The following is a 16,883-nucleotide window of genomic DNA, read 5'->3' as shown; positions in this document are numbered from 1 at the left end:
CTCATTCCTCCTGCTCGCGCGCCTGCCGCTCGCCCGGGCTGAGCATCGTCTCGAGCTCGGACTCGGCCTCGGGAGTGGTGATGAAGAGCAGCTCGTCCAGGGGCTCGAGGGCGTCGTCGCGGCTGGGGGCGATGGGGGAGCCGTCGCGGATGATGCCGGTGAGCACGGTGTCGCCGGGGAAGGGCACGTCCCCGACCCGCGCGCCCGTGAGGGGCGACCCCACCGGCAGGGTCATCTCGACCATCATCGCGCGGCCCTGCTGGAACTCGAAGATGCGCACGAGGTCGCCGACGCTCACGGCCTCCTCGACGAGGGCGGTCATGAGCCGGGGCGTCGAGACCGCGACGTCGACACCCCATGCCTCGTCGAACATCCACTCGTTCTTCGGGTTGTTGACCCGGGCGACGGTGCGTGGCACGCCGAACTCGGTCTTGGCGAGCAGGGAGAGCACGAGGTTGACCTTGTCGTCGCCGGTCGCGGCGACGACGACGTCGCAGTCGGCCAGGCCCGCCTCCGAGAGCGCCTCGATCTCGCAGGCGTCGGCCTGCAGCCAGCTGGCGTCGGGCACCTTCGACACGCGCTCGCTGTCGGCCTCGCGGTCGACGAGGAGCACGGTGTGGCCGTTGCGGATCAGCTCGCGGGCGATCGAGCGGCCCACGCTGCCGGCTCCGGCGATGACGACGCGCATGACGGGTGGCCTTCCGGTCAGGGGGCCGGCGGTGCGGCGTCCAGGACGCGCTCCGCGGCGGCGAGGTCGTCGCGCCGGAGCGCGAGGTGGACGAGGTCACCCTCCTGGTACACGGTCTCGGCGTCGGGGAGGAAGCCGTCGCCGAGCCGGGTCAGGTAGGCGATGCGCCCGCCCGTCGCCTCCTCGATCTCGGCGACTCGTCGGCCGATCCACTCAGAGGACACCGGCATCTCGGCCATGACGACCCGGCCCGAGGGGTCGGTGAACTCCGGCACGTGGCCCTGGGGGAGCAGCCGGCGCAGCATCTGGTCGCTCGTCCACTTCACCGTGGCGACCGTGGGGATGCCGAGACGCTGGTAGATCTCGGCGCGGCCCGGGTCGTAGATGCGGGCGACGACGTTCTCGACGCCGTACTTCTCCCGCGCGACCCGGGCGGCGAGGATGTTGGAGTTGTCGCCGCTGGAGACCGCGGCGAACGCGTAGGCGTCCTCGATGCCGGCGTCGCGCAGGCAGTCGCGGTCGAAGCCCACACCGGTGACCGTCCGCCCCTCGAAGGAGGCTCCGAGCCGGCGGAAGGACGCCTCGTCCTGGTCGATGACGGCGACGTCGTGACCGGTGGCCTCGATGGCCCGGGCCAGAGACGCGCCCACCCGGCCGCAGCCCATGATGACGAAGTGCACGACGCCGACGCTACTACGGCGTGGCGTGCCGGAACCGTGGACCGGATGGTGCGCGCCGTGGCGCCCGGCACTGCCTACAGTGGTCCCCGTGTCCACACCCGGTCGTGTCGTCAAGCGCGTTCTCGTGGGCCGGGCGATGCGCAGCGACCGGCTCGGCGAGACCCTGCTGCCCAAGAAGCTCGCGCTCCCGGTCTTCGCGAGCGACGCCCTGTCCTCGGTCGCCTACGCTCCGGACGAGATCCTGCTCACCCTGGGGTTCGCCGGTGGCGCACTTGCCCTGACCCAGTCGTGGAAGATCGCCCTCGTCGTGGTCGTCGTCATGGCGGTCGTCATCACGAGCTACCGCCAGAACGTGCGCGCCTACCCCTCCGGCGGAGGCGACTACGAGGTCGCGAGCGTGAACCTCGGGCCCAAGGCCGGGCTGGGCGTGGCGAGCGCCCTCCTCGTCGACTACGTGCTCACCGTCGCCGTGTCGGTGTCCGCCGGCGTGCAGAACGCCGCGTCCGCGTTCTCGTTCGTCCGGGGCCACGAGGCGGTCTGGGCGGTCGGGATCATCGTGCTCCTCACCGCGATGAACCTGCGCGGGGTGCGCGAGTCGGGGACGGCGTTCGCGATCCCCACGTACCTCTTCATGGCCACCGTCCTCGGGATGGCGGCCGTGGGCTTCGTCCGGGAGGTCACCGGCTCCTTGCCGCTCGCCGAGAGCGCCGACCTCGAGCTCATGCCCGAGCCGGGCTACGAGACCATCGGCTCGTTCGCCATGGTGTTCCTCCTGCTGCGCGCGTTCTCGTCCGGCTGTGCCGCCCTCACCGGGGTCGAGGCCATCAGCAACGGCGTGCCGGCCTTCCGCAAGCCGAAGGGCCGCAACGCCGCGACGACGCTGCTCATGATGGGCCTGGTCTCGGTGACCATGCTCATGTCGATGATCGCCCTCGCGCGGTGGACCGGCATCAAGTACGCCGAGGACCCGCACCTACAGCTGGCCCGCGACGGCGTGCTCGTCCCCGAGGACTACGTGCAGGACACCGTGATGGGCCAGGTGTCCAAGGCGGTCTTCGACGGCTTCCACCCGGGGGTCGTGCTCGTCTCGGTCGTCACCGGCCTCATCCTCGTGCTCGCCGCCAACACCGCGTTCAACGGCTTCCCCGTGCTCGGCTCGATCCTCGCCCGCGACGGCTTCCTGCCGCGCCAGCTGCACACCCGCGGTGACCGGCTCGCGTTCTCCAACGGGATCCTCATCCTCGCGGGCGGTGCGGTCTTCCTCGTCGTCGTCTACGACGCCAAGGTCACCAGCCTCATCCAGCTCTACATCGTCGGGGTGTTCGTGTCGTTCACGCTCTCCCAGATCGGGATGGTGCGGCACTGGAACCGCCACCTGCGGGTCGAGAAGGACACCGCGGTCCGCAGCCGGATGCTCCGCAGCCGGGTCATCAACGGCGTCGGCGCGACGATGTCCGGGCTCGTGCTGCTCGTCGTCCTGGCGACGAAGTTCGTCCACGGCGCGGGCTTCGCGGTGGCGGCGATGGTCTTCCTCTACTTCGTCATGACGGGCATCCGCAAGCATTACGACCACGTGAGCGACGAGCTCGGGGTCGAGGAGAGCAACACCAAGGCCTCGATGCTGCCCTCGCGGGTGCACGCGATGGTCCTCGTCGCGAAGATCCACAAGCCCACCCTGCGGGCCCTGGCCTACGCGCGGGCGACCCGGCCGTCGGTGCTCGAGGCCGTGACCGTCGCCGTCGACCCGGACGAGACCGGGGCCCTGCAGGCCGAGTGGGACCGCCGCGACATCCCGGTGCCGCTCAAGGCGCTGGACAGCCCGTACCGCGAGATCACCCGGCCGGTGCTCGACTACGTCCGCTCCATCCGGTCCGAGAACCCGCGCGACCTCATCGTCGTGTACATCCCGCAGTACGTCGTGGGGCACTGGTGGGAGCAGGTCCTGCACAACCAGAGCGCGCTGCGGCTGCGTACCCGCCTCCTCTTCACCCCGGGCGTCATGGTGGCGTCGGTGCCGTGGCAGCTCGCGTCGTCCGAGGGGGCCGAGGACCGCTTCGAGGGCCCGGTCGTCGGCGACGTCCGGCGCGGATGACCGACCGCGCACCCGGCGTCGCCGTCGGGGACGAGGTCGAGGTCGTCGTCGGCGCCGTCGCGCACGGGGGCCACTGTGTCGCCCGGTACGAGGGCCAGGTCGTCTTCGTGCGGCACGCCCTGCCCGGGGAGCTGGTCCGGGCCCGGGTCACCGAGCTCGGTGGTGGGTCGCGGTTCGTGCGCGCCGACGCCGTCGAGGTGCTGACGGCCTCGCCGGACCGCACCACGCCGCCGTGTCCGTGGTCGGGGCCCGGGCGATGCGGGGGCTGCGACCTCCAGCACGTCGCGCGGCCGCGGCAGCGCGAGCTGAAGGCGGACGTCGTCCGTGAGCAGCTGGCCCGGCTCGCCGGGCTCGAGGTCGCCGTCGTCGTCGAGCCGGTGACCGGGGACGCCGACGGGCTGGGGTGGCGCACCCGGGTCGAGTACGCCGTGGACGCGTCGGGTCGGGCCGGGCTGCGGCGGCACCGGTCGCACGAGGTCGTCCGCATCGACCACTGCCGGATCGCGAGCGAGGGCGTGGCGGGCCTGGACGTCACGCGGCGCGAGTGGCCGGGGTCCGAGGCGGTCGACGCTGTCGCGCCGGCGACGGGCGCACCGGTGGCGGTCCCGGTGGGGCCGCGCGGCAGCGTGCCGGAGGACGTCCCCGACGTCGTGGAGCGGGTCGAGGCGTCCTGGGCCGGGGCGGACGGCGGCGGGCGGCTGGCGCGCGACTTCGGCGTCGCCGCGCGCGGGTTCTGGCAGGTGCATCCCGGCGCGGCGGCGACGTTCGTGGGCGCCGTCATGGCGGGGCTCGACGTCCGGCCGGGGGAGCGGGCCCTGGACCTCTACTCGGGCGTCGGGCTGTTCTCCGCGGCTCTGGGCGAGGCGGTCGGGCCCGCGGGGCAGGTCGTCGCGGTGGAGGCCGACCGGGACGCCACGGAGCACGCCGAGCGCAACCTCGCCGACCTGCCGTGGGTCCTGCCGGTCCGGGCCCGGGTCGACGACGCGTTCGGGGTGCCGCGGCGGACGTCGCGGGGGAGACGGCCGCACCGGGGGCGGCGGCCCGTGCGGTCGCCGATGATGCCGACCCGTGCCGATGTCGTCGTCCTCGACCCGCCCCGGACCGGAGCGGGCCCGGACGTCGTGCGCGAGGTCGCGGCGCTGGGTCCCCGGGCGGTCGCGTACGTCGCGTGCGACCCCGCCGCGCTCGCCCGGGACACCCGGACGCTGACCGAAGCCGGGTACCGGCTGGCGTCGCTGCGGGCGTTCGACGCCTTCCCGATGACCCACCACGTCGAGTGCGTCGCGCACCTGGTCCCGTCATGAGGCCGGGCGCGACGAGCAGGCCGACCCGCCGGACGGCGCTGGGTCTCGCGGCCGTGGCCGGGCTGTCCGCGTGCGGCGAGCCCCGCAGGCCTCCGTCCGAGGGCGAGGGCGGCCCGCGGCAGCTGACCTACGGCGGCGACCCCTCCCAGGTCGCCGAGCTGTACCGCCCCGCCGGGACGCCGCGCGGGGTCGTCGTCGTCCTGCACGGCGGCTTCTGGCTCGCGAGCTACGACCTCTCGCTGGGGCGGCCGCTCGCCGAGGACCTCGCGGGCCGCGGCTGGGCCGCGCTCAACGTCGAGTACCGCCGGGTCGGGAACGGCGGCGGTGTCCCGTCGACCCTCGACGACGTCTCCGCCGCGGTCGACCTCCTGGACGGCGTCGGCCTCGGTGACGGTGCCGTCGTCACCCTGGGCCACTCCGCCGGGGGCCAGCTCGCGGTGTGGGCGGCCGGTCGGGAGCGCCTCGGGCGCTGGTCGTCGGCGCGCGTCCGAGTCACCCACGCCGTCTCGCAGGCCGGGGTGCTCGACCTGCGCGGAGCCGTCGAGGAGGGGCTCGGCGGGGGAGCGGTGGAGGAGCTCGTCGGCGGATCGCCCGAGGAGGTGCCCGACTCCTACGCGCTGGCCGACCCCACCGCCCAGGTACCGCTCGAGGTGCCGGTGTGGTGCGTGCACGGCACGGACGACGGCACCGTGCCGCTCGCGCAGTCGCGGACCTACGTCGACGCGGCGCGGGCGGCCGGGGGCGACGCCACGCTCGTCGAGGTCCCCGGGGACCACCTGGACCAGATCGACACCGGCACCGACGCCTGGGCAGGGACGCGGGAGGTCCTCGACGGCATCGCGGGCTGACGGCGCCGCGGCACCGCACACGGCCCTCGCGGCGCGCGCCGGGCGGGCATAGGCTCGACGACCACGGCCTGGTGTGGTTAGATATCTTGACATCAAGATAAATCCACGACCCCGGTCGCGACGACGCCCGACCGACGAAGGAGACGCGGTGGCCAGCACGAACAGCTTCGACGCCCACGGATCGCTCGAGGTGGGGGACCGGTCCTACGAGATCTATCGGCTCGCCTCGGTCGAGGGCAGCGACAGCCTGCCGTACAGCCTCAAGGTCCTGCTCGAGAACCTCCTGCGCACCGAGGACGGCGCGAACATCACCGCCGAGCACATCCGCGCCCTCGGCGGCTGGGACGAGAACGCCCAGCCGGACACCGAGATCCAGTTCACCCCCGCCCGCGTCATCATGCAGGACTTCACCGGCGTCCCGTGCGTCGTCGACCTCGCGACGATGCGCGAGGCCGTCCGAGACCTCGGCGGCGACCCCTCGAAGATCAACCCCCTCGCACCGGCCGAGCTCGTCATCGACCACTCCGTCCAGATCGACGTCTTCGGCCGCTCCGACGCCTTCGAGCGCAACGTCGAGATCGAGTACGAGCGCAACGGCGAGCGCTACAAGTTCCTCCGCTGGGGCCAGACCGCGTTCGACGACTTCAAGGTCGTCCCGCCCGGCACCGGCATCGTCCACCAGGTCAACATCGAGCACCTCGCCCGCACCGTCATGGTCCGCGACGGCGTCGCCTACCCCGACACCTGCGTCGGCACCGACAGCCACACGACGATGGTCAACGGCCTCGGCGTCCTCGGCTGGGGCGTCGGCGGCATCGAGGCCGAGGCCGCGATGCTCGGCCAGCCCGTCTCGATGCTCATCCCGCGCGTCGTCGGCTTCAAGCTCTCGGGCGCGATCCCGGACGGCGCGACGGCCACCGACGTCGTCCTGACGATCACCGAGATGTTGCGTGCCCACGGCGTCGTCGGCAAGTTCGTCGAGTTCTACGGCGAGGGCGTGGCGGCCGTGCCGCTGGCCAACCGTGCGACGATCGGCAACATGAGCCCCGAGTTCGGCTCCACCTGCGCGATCTTCCCGATCGACGACGTCACGCTCGACTACCTCCGGCTCACCGGGCGCCCGGACGACCAGGTCGCGCTCGTCGAGGCCTACGCCAAGGAGCAGGGGATGTGGCTCCAGGCCGGCTCGGACCAGCCGGAGGCCCGCTACAGCGAGTACCTCGAGCTGGACCTCTCCACCGTCGTGCCGTCCATCGCGGGCCCGAAGCGCCCGCAGGACCGCATCGTGGTCAGCGAGGCGAAGACCGCGTTCCGTGAGGTGCTGCCGGCCTACGTCTCGCACGAGGAGGGCGCGGACGGTGCGGCCTCGTCCTTCCCGGCCTCCGACCCGACGCCCCAGGGCAGCCCCGACGGCAACAACGGCGGCGAGGCGCCGCCGCACGTCGACGGCAGCGAACGCCCGACCAAGCGCGTCCCCGTGACGACCGCCGACGGCACGAGCTTCGAGATCGACCACGGCATCGTCTCGATCGCCTCGATCACCTCGTGCACGAACACGTCGAACCCGTCGGTGATGATGGCCGCCGCGATGCTCGCGAAGAACGCCGTCGAGAAGGGCCTCACGGTCGCGCCGTGGGTCAAGACCTCGATGGCGCCGGGCAGCAAGGTCGTCACGGGCTACTACGACAAGGCCGGGATGTGGCCCTACCTCGAGAAGCTCGGCTTCCACCTCGTCGGCTACGGGTGCACGACGTGCATCGGCAACTCGGGCCCGCTGGGCGACGAGATCAGCCAGGCCATCCAGGAGAACGACCTCGCGGTCGTCTCGGTGCTCTCCGGCAACCGCAACTTCGAGGGCCGGATCAACCCCGACGTCAAGATGAACTACCTGGCCTCGCCGCCGCTCGTCATCGCCTACGCGCTCGCGGGGACGATGGACTTCGACTTCGAGACCGAGCCGCTCGGCCAGGACGAGTCGGGCGCCGACGTGTTCCTCGAGGACATCTGGCCAGCGGCCGGTGACGTCGAGGCGACGATCCAGCAGGCGATCAGCCAGGACATGTTCACCGAGGACTACGCCGACGTCTTCGCCGGCGACGAGCGCTGGCGCTCGCTCGACACCCCGGAGGGCGACACCTTCGCCTGGGAGGACGACTCCACGTACGTCCGCAAGCCCCCGTACTTCGAGGGGATGGGCAAGGAGCCGGAGCCGGTGTCCGACATCAGCGGCGCCAGGGTGCTCGCCAGGCTGGGCGACTCGGTGACGACCGACCACATCAGCCCCGCGGGCTCGATCAAGGGCGACAGCCCGGCGGGGGTCTACCTCGCCGAGCACGGCGTCGAGCGCAAGGACTTCAACTCCTACGGCTCGCGGCGCGGCAACCACGAGGTGATGATCCGCGGCACGTTCGCGAACATCCGGCTGAAGAACCTCCTCCTCGACGGTGTCGAGGGCGGGTTCACCCGCAGCTTCGCGGGCGACGGCGAGCAGACGACGATCTACGACGCCTCCGTCGCCTATGCCGAGGCCGGCACCCCGCTCGTCGTCCTCGCGGGCAAGGAGTACGGCTCCGGGTCCTCGCGCGACTGGGCGGCCAAGGGCACCGCACTGCTCGGCGTCCGCGCGGTCATCGCGCAGTCCTACGAGCGCATCCACCGCTCCAACCTCATCGGGATGGGCGTGCTGCCCCTGCAGTTCCCCGAGGGCGAGTCGGCCGACTCGCTGGGCCTGGACGGTACGGAGACCTTCTCGGTCACCGGCGTCGAGGCGATGAACGACGGTGACGTGCCGCGCACCGTCTCGGTCGTCGCGACCGCCGAGGACGGGTCCGAGACCTCGTTCGACGCCGTCGTGCGGATCGACACCCCGGGCGAGGCGGACTACTACCGCAACGGCGGGATCCTCCAGTACGTCCTCCGCTCGCTCGTGGGCTGAGGCCGACCGCAGCGGAACACGAGAGCGCCCTCCCGGCCGGGAGGGCGCTCTCGTGTCGTGCGGGGGTCCGTGTCGTGGTGCGGGGTACCGGCCGGTGCGAGCCGGCCGACGGGTCACTGGTGGATGCCGCACTCCGTCTTGTCGCGGCCGGCCCACCGTCCGGAGCGGCGGTCGGCACCCGGCGCGACCCGCGCCGTGCACGGCGCGCAGCCGATCGACGGGTACTCGTCGGACAGCAGGAGGTTGACCGGCACGCGGTGGCGCAGGCCGTACCCGAGCACGTCGTCCGAGGCCCATGCCGCGAGCGGGTTGACCTTGACGATGCCGTTGGTCTCGTCGAACGTCACCGTGGGGGTGCCGGCGCGGTCGGGCGACTCGTCGCGGCGCAGCCCGGACATCCAGCACTCGTAGCCGGTCAGCGCCTCGCGCAGCGGCTCGATCTTGCGCATGCGGCAGCAGGCCTCGGGGTCGCGGTCGTGCAACCGGGGACCGTGCCTCGCGTCCTGCTCGGCCACCGAGAGACGCGGCCGGACGTCGACGACGGTGACGTCGAGGGAGTGCTCGACCTCCGCCCGGGCGCCCAGGGTCTCTGCGAAGTGGTAGCCGGTGTCGAGGAAGAGGACGTCGACGCCGGGCGCGTGCTGCGACACGAGATGGGGGAGGACGCCGGTCTCCATGCTGCTGGCGACGGCGAGGGTGCCGGGGAAGGTGCGGGCCGCCCAGGCCACGACCTCGTCGGCCGGTGCGTCGCCCACGAGGGCGGCGCCGTCGGCAGCCAGCGCCCGCAGCTGGTCGGTGGAGCGTCGGGTGGGGGTGGCGACGGCGGTCATCGGAGCTCGTCCTCGTCGACCCGGTGCGCCCAGGACGAGAACGTCTCGCCGTCCTCGCGCTGGTCGACGAAGCGTCGGACGAGGCGCTCGACGAGGTCGGGCAGCTCCTCGGCGGTGACCTTGAGGCCGCGGACGGTACGCCCCAGCCCGGCCTCGTCGCGGTCGGCCGAGGCGAGCCCGCCCCCGAGGTGGACCTGGAAGCCGGGAGCCTGTTCGCCGTCGACCGTCACGAGCTGGCCCTTGAGGCCGATGTCGGCCACCTGGATCCGGGCGCACGAGTTGGGGCATCCGTTGACGTGCAGGCTGATCGGGGTGTCGAGCCCGACGGTGACGTCCGCGAGACGCTGCTCGAGCTCGGCGACCGCGGTGGCCGCGGTCGCCTTGGTCTCGACGATCGCGAGCTTGCAGTACTCGATGCCGGTGCAGGCCATCGTGTGCCGGCGGAACGGGCTCGGGGAGACCGACAGGCCGAGGCCCTCGAGCCCCGCGACGAGGGTGTCCACCTGCTCGGACGGGACGTCGAGGACGACGAGCTTCTGGTGCGGGGTGAGCCGGAGCCGGTCGCTGCCGACCTCCGCCATGAGGTCGGCGAGGCCGGTGAGGACGTCACCGCTGACCCGACCGACGACCGGCGCCGCACCGACGTAGTGTCGGCCGTCCTTCTGCAGGTGTACGCCGACGTGGTCCCCGGGCGTCGTGGCCGGGGCAGGGGGAGGGCCGTCGGGGAGGGCGTACCCGAGGTACTCCTCCTCGAGGACGCGCCGGAACTCGGCCGGGCCCCACTCGGCGAGGAGGAACTTCAGACGGGCCTTGGTCCGTAGCCGGCGGTACCCGTAGTCCCGGAAGATCTGGACCACACCGTGCCAGACCTCGGCGGCGCGGTCCTCGGCCACGAAGGTGCCGAGCCGCTCGGCGAGCCGCGGTGCCGTGGAGAGCCCGCCGCCCACCCAGAGGTCGTAGCCCGGGCCGAGCTCGGGGTGGACGACCCCGACGAGGCTGACGTCGTTGATCTCGTGGACGACGTCGAGACTCGGGTGACCGGTGACCGCCGACTTGAACTTCCGGGGCAGGTTCTGCAGCTCGGGGTCGCCGACGAACCGCGAGACGATCTCGTCGATCACGGGTGTCGGGTCGATGAGCTCGTCGGCCGCGATCCCCGCGAGGGGGCTGCCGAGGACCACGCGCGGGGTGTCACCACAGGCGTCGGTGGTCTGGAGACCGACGGACTCCAGACGGCGCCAGATCTCCGGGACGTCCTCGACCCGGATCCAGTGGTACTGGATGTTCTGCCGGTCGCTGATGTCCGCGGTGCCGCGGGCGAACTCGGTGGAGATGTCGGCCAGGACCCGGAGCTGCCCGAGGGTCAGGGCGCCGCCGTCGAGGCGCACCCGGAGCATGAAGTACTCGTCGGAGAGCTCGGCGTCGTCGAGCTGGGCCGTGCGTCCGCCGTCGATGCCTGGGCGGCGCTGGGTGTACAGGCCCCACCAGCGGAACCTCCCGGAGAGGTCCTGCGCCGGGATCGAGCCGAAGCCCTCCTTGCTGTAGACCTCCTCGATGCGCTGCCGGACGGCGAGGCCGCCCTCGTCCTGCTTCCACTCCTCGTTCGGGTTGAGCGGTGCACGTCCGTCGACGGCCCACTGGCCGTTGGACCGGCCGGAGCGGGGCGGACGCAGCGCACGAGCGGTTGCGTCGGTGGTCGTCGTCATCTCGTGAGGTCCCCTGGGTCGGATGTGAATCACAGTAGGTTCTGCAATCTATAACCCGTGGTTATTCCCGCCACTCGGGTCCAGGATGTGGGCGTACCCCTTATCATCGAACATGTGTTCGAGCAACTGGAGGGCGGACCTCCGCTACGCGAGCCGACCGCGGCCGCCCCTGTCCGCCGTCGGTCGGGGGCGGGTGCCACCGGCACGGGCGGCCCCCCGGGGTGGCCGCAGGGGGTCCCGCCTCCCGGCAGCGTCGGGTGGGAGCATCGCGCCGTCGCCTGGCTGCTCGACCACTGCCCTCCGGACTACCGGCTCTACCCGGCGTGGCGGCGGCATCCGGTGGCGCTCGCGTGGCTCGCCGTGCGCCACCTCGACGCCCAGCTCGAGGCGATGCGCTCGTCCTACCGCGAGGTGCGTGTCGCGCTCGTCGACGACGTCGGGCCCGAAGGTGTCGTGCAGGTCCTCGCCGACCTCGAGTGCGAGGGGGTACGCCTCGTCGCCGCCCGCCGCTCGGCCGGGCTGCTCCTCGACGCCTTCCGCGGTCTGGAGTTCGTGCCGCGGCTGTGACGGCCGCCGGGCGGCGCCGGTGGCTCAGCCGGGGCAGGGCTCCAGCGCCGCCCGCAGGCCGCTGCCGCCGGCGCCGCGGGTGAAGGCGCAGCCGAGGGTGGGGGAGGAGATGTCCCCGACGAGGTCCTCGCCCGCCGGCCGCACCCCGGTCTCGACCCAGCGGAAGAGGTCGGTGTAGGCGGCGACGATCTCCTCGCCGGTGAAGGTGCAGTGCCCGACGTCGCGTACGGCCCGCTGGACGAGCAGGTCGGACCGGCCGTTGCGCGCGACCTCCCGCGCGTAGATCTGCTCCATCTCGATCGGGACGAACAGGTCGCCGGTCGTGTGGATCGACAGGACGGGGACCGACGGACGTCCCGCGACGATCGGCGACGGGTTCAGCCCGTACGCCTTCCGGGTCCAGCGGGCCGCCCGCACCCGCTCGACGTCGTCGTCGACGTCGGCGAACCGCGGGCCGTACTCGTGGGCGTAGACGGTGTCGCTGTTCTGCGCGACCTGGCCGCGGCGGTTCGCGATCGTGCCGTCGCCCTCGCCGAGCCCGAACAGGAACTCGCCGGACTCGTTCTGCGGGGCGTGCCAGTACTGCCACGCCGCGTCGAAGGTGACCCGCTCGCCGCCGGAGCCCACCTCGACGAAGTCCTTGAACCGCCGGCCACGGTCGGTGAGCGCGGACGCCCACGACGGTCCGGGCGCGTTCGAGAGGCCCGCCTCGATACGCGGCACCGTGGTGGTCGTCCAGTCCTCGTCGGGATACTCGAACGAGCCCGCGGGCAGGCCGGCGATCGCGGCGGCGCCGAGGTTGTAGTCGAGGAAGTAGTCGAACAGCTCGACGTCGCCGAGCACGCCGCACGCGGGCATCGCCCCGTCCCACGTGTGCGGGTACCGCTCGATGGCCGCGGCGGTGACGTGCCCGCCCATCGAGAACCCGACGAGGTAGGTCTTGTCGAGCCCGCGGTGCAGCTTCGCCTGCATGAGCCGGGTGAGGTTCTTGGTGTCGAGGACCCCGACCCCGGGGTCGTAGTCGTTGCGACGGTAGCTGGAGGCGGCCCAGGCGTACCCCTGGGCGACGAGCGCCTGGTAGGCCGGCGGCGGGTCGACGGTGAGCCGGGTCGTCGTGCCCCGGTAGCCGTGGGCGTACACGACGAGGTCGCCGTTCCAGTCCTCCGGGACCTGGGCGACCCATGCGGCTCCGGCGATCTCGCCCGACATCGCGTCCTCGCCCGTGGCGTCCTCCACCGTCGCCACCGTGGCGGCCAGCGCCGCCCGGTCCACCTCGTACCGGGGGCGGTGGGTCGCGCCGGACGGGGCCGCAGCCGCCATGACCAGCAGGAACGCGGTGAGGGTGGCCATGACGAGACGTCGCATCCGAGCTCCTTCGACCGGTGGACCGCCAGTCTCTCAGCCCGCTCCCGCCGACGGCAGGTGTGCGGATGCCCTGAAGTCGTTGTGCACATCTCCTGCGGACCTCCGGTCCCCACCGGGGCCGCGGACATGCACCGCCTAGACTCGAAGGGATGGGCGCAGCCGCAGACGACCACGAGGAGGGCCGCGTGAGCCTGCTGGATCGGATCGAGGGTCCGGGCGACCTCAAGGCGCTGCCGGCGGCCAGCCTGCCCGACCTCGCCGAGGAGATCCGCGGCTTCCTCGTCGACCAGGTCGCCCGCACCGGCGGCCACCTCGGCCCGAACCTCGGCGTCGTCGAGCTCACCATCGCCCTGCACCGGGTCTTCGACAGCCCACGCGACGCGATCGTCTACGACACCGGGCACCAGTCCTACGTCCACAAGCTGCTCACCGGCCGCCAGGACTTCTCCGGACTGCGCAAGCAGGGTGGCCTCTCCGGCTACCCCAGCCGGGCCGAGTCCGAGCACGACGTCGTCGAGAGCTCGCACGCCTCCAGCTCGCTGTCCTGGGCGCACGGCATCGCGGCCGGCCGGGTCGTCCGTGGCGAGCGGGACCGGCACACGGTGGCCGTCATCGGCGACGGCGCGCTGACCGGCGGGATGGCCTGGGAGGCCATCAACAACATCGCCGCGGAGGACGACCTCCCGCTCGTCATCGTCGTCAACGACAACGAGCGCTCGTACGCCCCGACCCGCGGTGGTCTCGCCGACCACCTGACGACGCTGCGCACGACGCGCGGCTACGAGCGCTTCCTCGACTGGGGCAAGTCGACCGTCTCGCGCACGCCGTACGTCGGTGGCGCGATGTACGAGACGCTGCACGGGGTCAAGAAGGGCATCAAGGACATCGTCGCGCCGCAGGGCATGTTCGAGGACCTCGGGCTGAAGTACGTCGGCCCGGTCGACGGCCACGACGAGCCGGCCCTCGAGGCGGCGCTGCGCAGGGCGAAGTCGTTCGGCGGGCCGGTGCTCGTCCACGTCATCACCCAGAAGGGGCGCGGCTACGACCACGCCGAGAACCACGAGGGGGACCAGTTCCACGCGGTCGGCGTCATCAACCCCGAGACCGGACTGCCGCTCGAGATCGCCGGGCGCAGCTGGACCGACGAGTTCGCCGACACGATGGTGCAGCTGGGGGAGGAGCGCGAGGACGTCGTCGCCATCACCGCGGCGATGATGATCCCGGTCGGGCTCGAGCCGTTCTCGCAGCGTTTCCCCGAGCGCATCTTCGACGTCGGCATCGCCGAGCAGCACGCCCTGACGATGGCCGCCGGTCTGGCGTTCTCGGGGCTGCACCCCGTCGTCGCGGTCTATGCGACGTTCCTCAACCGCGCGTTCGACCAGCTGCTCATGGACTGCGCGCTGCACAAGGCGGGGGTGACGATCGTCCTCGACCGGTCGGGGGTGACGGGGCCGGACGGCGCGTCGCACCACGGGATGTGGGACCTCACCATCACCGGGGTCGTGCCCGGGCTGCACCTCGCCGCGCCGCGGGACGGCCAGCAGGTCGCGCGGGCCGTGCGCGAGGCGGTGGCCGTCGACGACGCCCCGTCCGTGGTGCGCTTCCCCAAGGGCACGGTGGCCGACCCCATCGAGGCGGTGCGGCAGGTCGGCGGTGTCGATGTGCTCGCGGAGCCGGACGAGGTCGAGGTCGACGTCCTGCTCGTCGGGGTGGGGTCGATGGTCGCCACGGCGCTGACGGCCGCCGAGAAGCTCACGGCCGAGGGACACCGGGTGCGGGTCGTCGACCCGGTCTGGGCGCTGCCGGTGCCGGACGCGCTCGTCGGCCTGGCCGGTGCGGCCGGACGGGTGGCGGTCGTCGAGGACAACGTCGTGGCGGGCGGCATCGGGTCGCAGGTCACCCAGGTGCTGCGGGACGTCGGGGTCACGGTGCCGGTCGACGTCTTCGGGCTGCCCAAGCGCTTCCTCGACCATGCCTCGCGCGGCCAGGTGCTCGATGCGGTCGACCTCACCCCGGACGCCGTCGCCGCCCGCTTGCGCGTGCACCTCGGCTGAGTGCGACTCGACTACATCGTTCCGTCGATGGATGGCCCTGTCGTTGGGGACACATCGGCTGTCTCCGTGCGGCAGCGACTGTGGGTGACGCCGTCCGGCGCCACGTCCGCGGGACTCGGCCGCGTTCACTCCTGCCGGGCGGCAGCCATGTAGCGCTGCGCCAGCACGGCGAAGGCGGCAACGAGCTCGGGGGGCTCGACCCCTTCCATCGTGGCCTCGAAGCGTCCGTAGGAGGCGGCCAGCGCCCCCCAGGACCAGGAGCCGACCTCGAGGCTGCAGCGGTCGACTCCGAGCGCTCGGACGACCCCGTCCCCGGCGAACGGAAGGACGTCGCGGGCGGGGAGGTGCAGGACAACACGCCCTCTGCACGGCCACCGGTTGACGTCCTGGCCCTTGAAGCGGGCCGAGACGAACTCGTGCACGTCACCCCCGGGGACGGTCCTCGGCGTGAATCGCGGCCCGGTGGGGACCCGCGGCGTGACCCGGTCCACGCTGAAGAGCCGCCAGTCCTCACGGTCGAGGTCCCAGCCGAGGAGGTACCAGCGTCCGTGTGAGGTGGCGATGTGGTGTGGCTCCACGCGACGCTGCGGCGTGGGGTGCTCACCGGGCACGGCGTCGCGGGGCTGGTAGTCGAAGCGGAGGACCTCGCGGGCCCGGATCGTGTCGGCGAGGGAGACGATAACGTCGGTGGAGACCGTCGCCGGTGTGCTGCTCCCGGGCCGGGCGCCGATGGCGGTGACGTCGAGGGAGTCGAGCCGCCGGCGTAGGCGCGAGGGCATCACCTGTCGAACGGTGGCCAGCGCGCGGACGGCTCCATCCTCGATCCCTATCCCGGCGGCCGACGCGGTCTGCAGGGCTACGGCGACCGCAATGGTCTGGTCGTCGTCGAACAGCAGCGGGGGCAGCTCGCTCCCGTGCCCGAGCCGGTACCCGCCGTCGGGGCCCATGGTCGTCTCGATCGCGTACCCCATCTCTCGGAGCCGGTCGACGTCACGCCGGATGGTCCGGTGGCTGACCCCCAGCCGCTCTGCCAGAAGAGGGCCCGGCCAGTCGCGCCGGGTCTGCAGGAGCGACAACAGCTCGAGAAGTCGCGAGGTCGTCGTCATGCCCGTCAGATTAGGTCAGGTCTAGGACAAAAACTGACCTATACAATCGCGAGACTTGTCGTGCACGGCCAGAACGGCCGATGAGAACGCGACATCAGGAGCACACATGACCATCCAGACGACCACCCACCTGAACTTCCGCGGCGACGCGCGCGAGGCGCTGGAGTTCTACCGGTCCGTCTTCGGCGGCCACGCCGTCATCAACACCTACGCCGACTTCGGCATGCCGAAGGACGTCCCCGGGGCCGACAAGGTCGTCTTCGGGCTCGTCGCCTCCGACACCGGATTCCGGGTCATGGGCTACGACGTCCCGGGCGAGACGGGCGGCACGATCACGGGCGGGACCTCCACCCGTCGTGAGAACAACACCACGCTGACCGACCAGGCGTTGTTCGTGTCGGTCAACGCCGACACCCTCGAGGAGGCGCAGTCCTACTGGGACGGGCTGGCGGCCGGCTCCACGGTCGTCGAGCCCCTCGCCGCATCCGACTGGAGCCCGGGCTTCGGCATGCTCACCGACCGCTTCGGGGTCACCTGGAGCGTCGGCGTCACCGCTGCCTGAGCCCGCTGCCTGAACCCCGAGGCCACGTGAGGGCGCACGGGTAACGGCTGAGGCATGGGCGCGCCCGCCCATGCCTCAGCCGGCGCCGGGCCCCCGCTAACGGAACGTGCCGGGGGGCCCACACAAAAGGGCGGGCACACCCCCCA

The 16,883-nt window shown here is 72.3% G+C and carries 13 protein-coding genes; 7 read left to right on the top strand and 6 right to left on the bottom strand.

Annotated features, from left to right (window positions below; translation table 11 throughout):
- Position 1: 1 nt before the first annotated feature.
- Both JQN72_RS06990 and JQN72_RS06985 read right to left on the bottom strand, forming a co-directional pair.
- On the bottom strand, positions 2–688 hold the full coding sequence (locus JQN72_RS06990; protein ID WP_204134454.1) for a TrkA family potassium uptake protein: 687 nt from the start codon (positions 686–688) through the stop codon (positions 2–4).
- Between the two features lie 17 nt (positions 689–705).
- The gene (locus JQN72_RS06985) at positions 706–1,368 is read right to left on the bottom strand and encodes a TrkA family potassium uptake protein (protein WP_204134453.1); all 663 of its coding nucleotides are present in this window, start codon (positions 1,366–1,368) and stop codon (positions 706–708) included.
- A gap of 88 nt (positions 1,369–1,456) precedes the next feature.
- On the opposite strand from JQN72_RS06985, the gene JQN72_RS06980 reads away from it, so the two are divergent.
- From JQN72_RS06980 to acnA, 4 genes are all read left to right on the top strand, one after another.
- The gene (locus JQN72_RS06980) at positions 1,457–3,460 is read left to right on the top strand and encodes an APC family permease (protein WP_374190879.1); all 2,004 of its coding nucleotides are present in this window, start codon (positions 1,457–1,459) and stop codon (positions 3,458–3,460) included.
- Complete coding sequence (locus JQN72_RS06975; RefSeq protein WP_204134452.1) at positions 3,457–4,764, top strand: class I SAM-dependent RNA methyltransferase; 1,308 nt, start codon at positions 3,457–3,459, stop codon at positions 4,762–4,764. The genes JQN72_RS06980 and JQN72_RS06975 overlap by 4 nt, the downstream gene beginning before the upstream one ends.
- Positions 4,761–5,612, top strand: coding sequence for a S9 family peptidase (locus JQN72_RS06970; RefSeq protein ID WP_204134451.1), 852 nt, complete (start codon positions 4,761–4,763; stop codon positions 5,610–5,612). Before JQN72_RS06975 ends, JQN72_RS06970 begins: the two co-directional genes overlap by 4 nt.
- Before the next feature lie 148 nt (positions 5,613–5,760).
- Complete coding sequence (gene acnA / locus JQN72_RS06965) at positions 5,761–8,547, top strand: aconitate hydratase AcnA (RefSeq protein WP_204134450.1); 2,787 nt, start codon at positions 5,761–5,763, stop codon at positions 8,545–8,547.
- Between the two features lie 113 nt (positions 8,548–8,660).
- On the opposite strand, the gene JQN72_RS06960 is transcribed toward acnA, so the two are convergent.
- Positions 8,661–9,377 carry a phosphoadenylyl-sulfate reductase gene (locus tag JQN72_RS06960; RefSeq protein ID WP_204134449.1) on the bottom strand — a complete coding sequence of 239 codons (717 nt, stop codon included), beginning with the start codon at positions 9,375–9,377 and terminating at the stop codon, positions 8,661–8,663.
- Positions 9,374–11,083, bottom strand: a complete 1,710-nt coding sequence (locus tag JQN72_RS06955) for a nitrite/sulfite reductase (protein ID WP_204134448.1) — start codon at positions 11,081–11,083, stop codon at positions 9,374–9,376. Before JQN72_RS06955 ends, JQN72_RS06960 begins: the two co-directional genes overlap by 4 nt.
- Positions 11,084–11,197: 114 nt before the next feature.
- Here JQN72_RS06955 and JQN72_RS18290 point away from each other — a divergent pair, with 114 nt between their 5' ends.
- Positions 11,198–11,650 (top strand): hypothetical protein, encoded by a 453-nt coding sequence (locus JQN72_RS18290; RefSeq protein WP_307812483.1) that lies wholly within the window; start codon positions 11,198–11,200, stop codon positions 11,648–11,650.
- 24 nt (positions 11,651–11,674) lie between these two features.
- On the opposite strand, the gene JQN72_RS06945 is transcribed toward JQN72_RS18290, so the two are convergent.
- Positions 11,675–13,015 carry a S9 family peptidase gene (locus JQN72_RS06945; RefSeq protein WP_204134447.1) on the bottom strand — a complete coding sequence of 447 codons (1,341 nt, stop codon included), beginning with the start codon at positions 13,013–13,015 and terminating at the stop codon, positions 11,675–11,677.
- Positions 13,016–13,164: 149 nt separating this feature from the next.
- On the opposite strand from JQN72_RS06945, the gene dxs reads away from it, so the two are divergent.
- On the top strand, positions 13,165–15,069 hold the full coding sequence (gene dxs / locus JQN72_RS06940; RefSeq protein ID WP_239100273.1) for a 1-deoxy-D-xylulose-5-phosphate synthase: 1,905 nt from the start codon (positions 13,165–13,167) through the stop codon (positions 15,067–15,069).
- Between the two features lie 125 nt (positions 15,070–15,194).
- On the opposite strand, the gene JQN72_RS06935 is transcribed toward dxs, so the two are convergent.
- Positions 15,195–16,175 (bottom strand): YafY family protein, encoded by a 981-nt coding sequence (locus tag JQN72_RS06935; RefSeq protein ID WP_204134446.1) that lies wholly within the window; start codon positions 16,173–16,175, stop codon positions 15,195–15,197.
- Positions 16,176–16,281: 106 nt separating this feature from the next.
- Between JQN72_RS06935 and JQN72_RS06930 the strand changes: the two genes are divergently transcribed.
- On the top strand, positions 16,282–16,737 hold the full coding sequence (locus tag JQN72_RS06930; protein ID WP_204134445.1) for a VOC family protein: 456 nt from the start codon (positions 16,282–16,284) through the stop codon (positions 16,735–16,737).
- Positions 16,738–16,883 lie beyond the last annotated feature (146 nt).

Origin of the sequence: Phycicoccus sp. CSK15P-2, assembly GCF_016888005.1 — a bacterium.
Taxonomy (GTDB): domain Bacteria; phylum Actinomycetota; class Actinomycetes; order Actinomycetales; family Dermatophilaceae; genus Phycicoccus.
The sequence above is the reverse complement of the archived record's forward strand: the minus strand, read 5'-3'. Positions and strand labels throughout refer to the sequence as shown.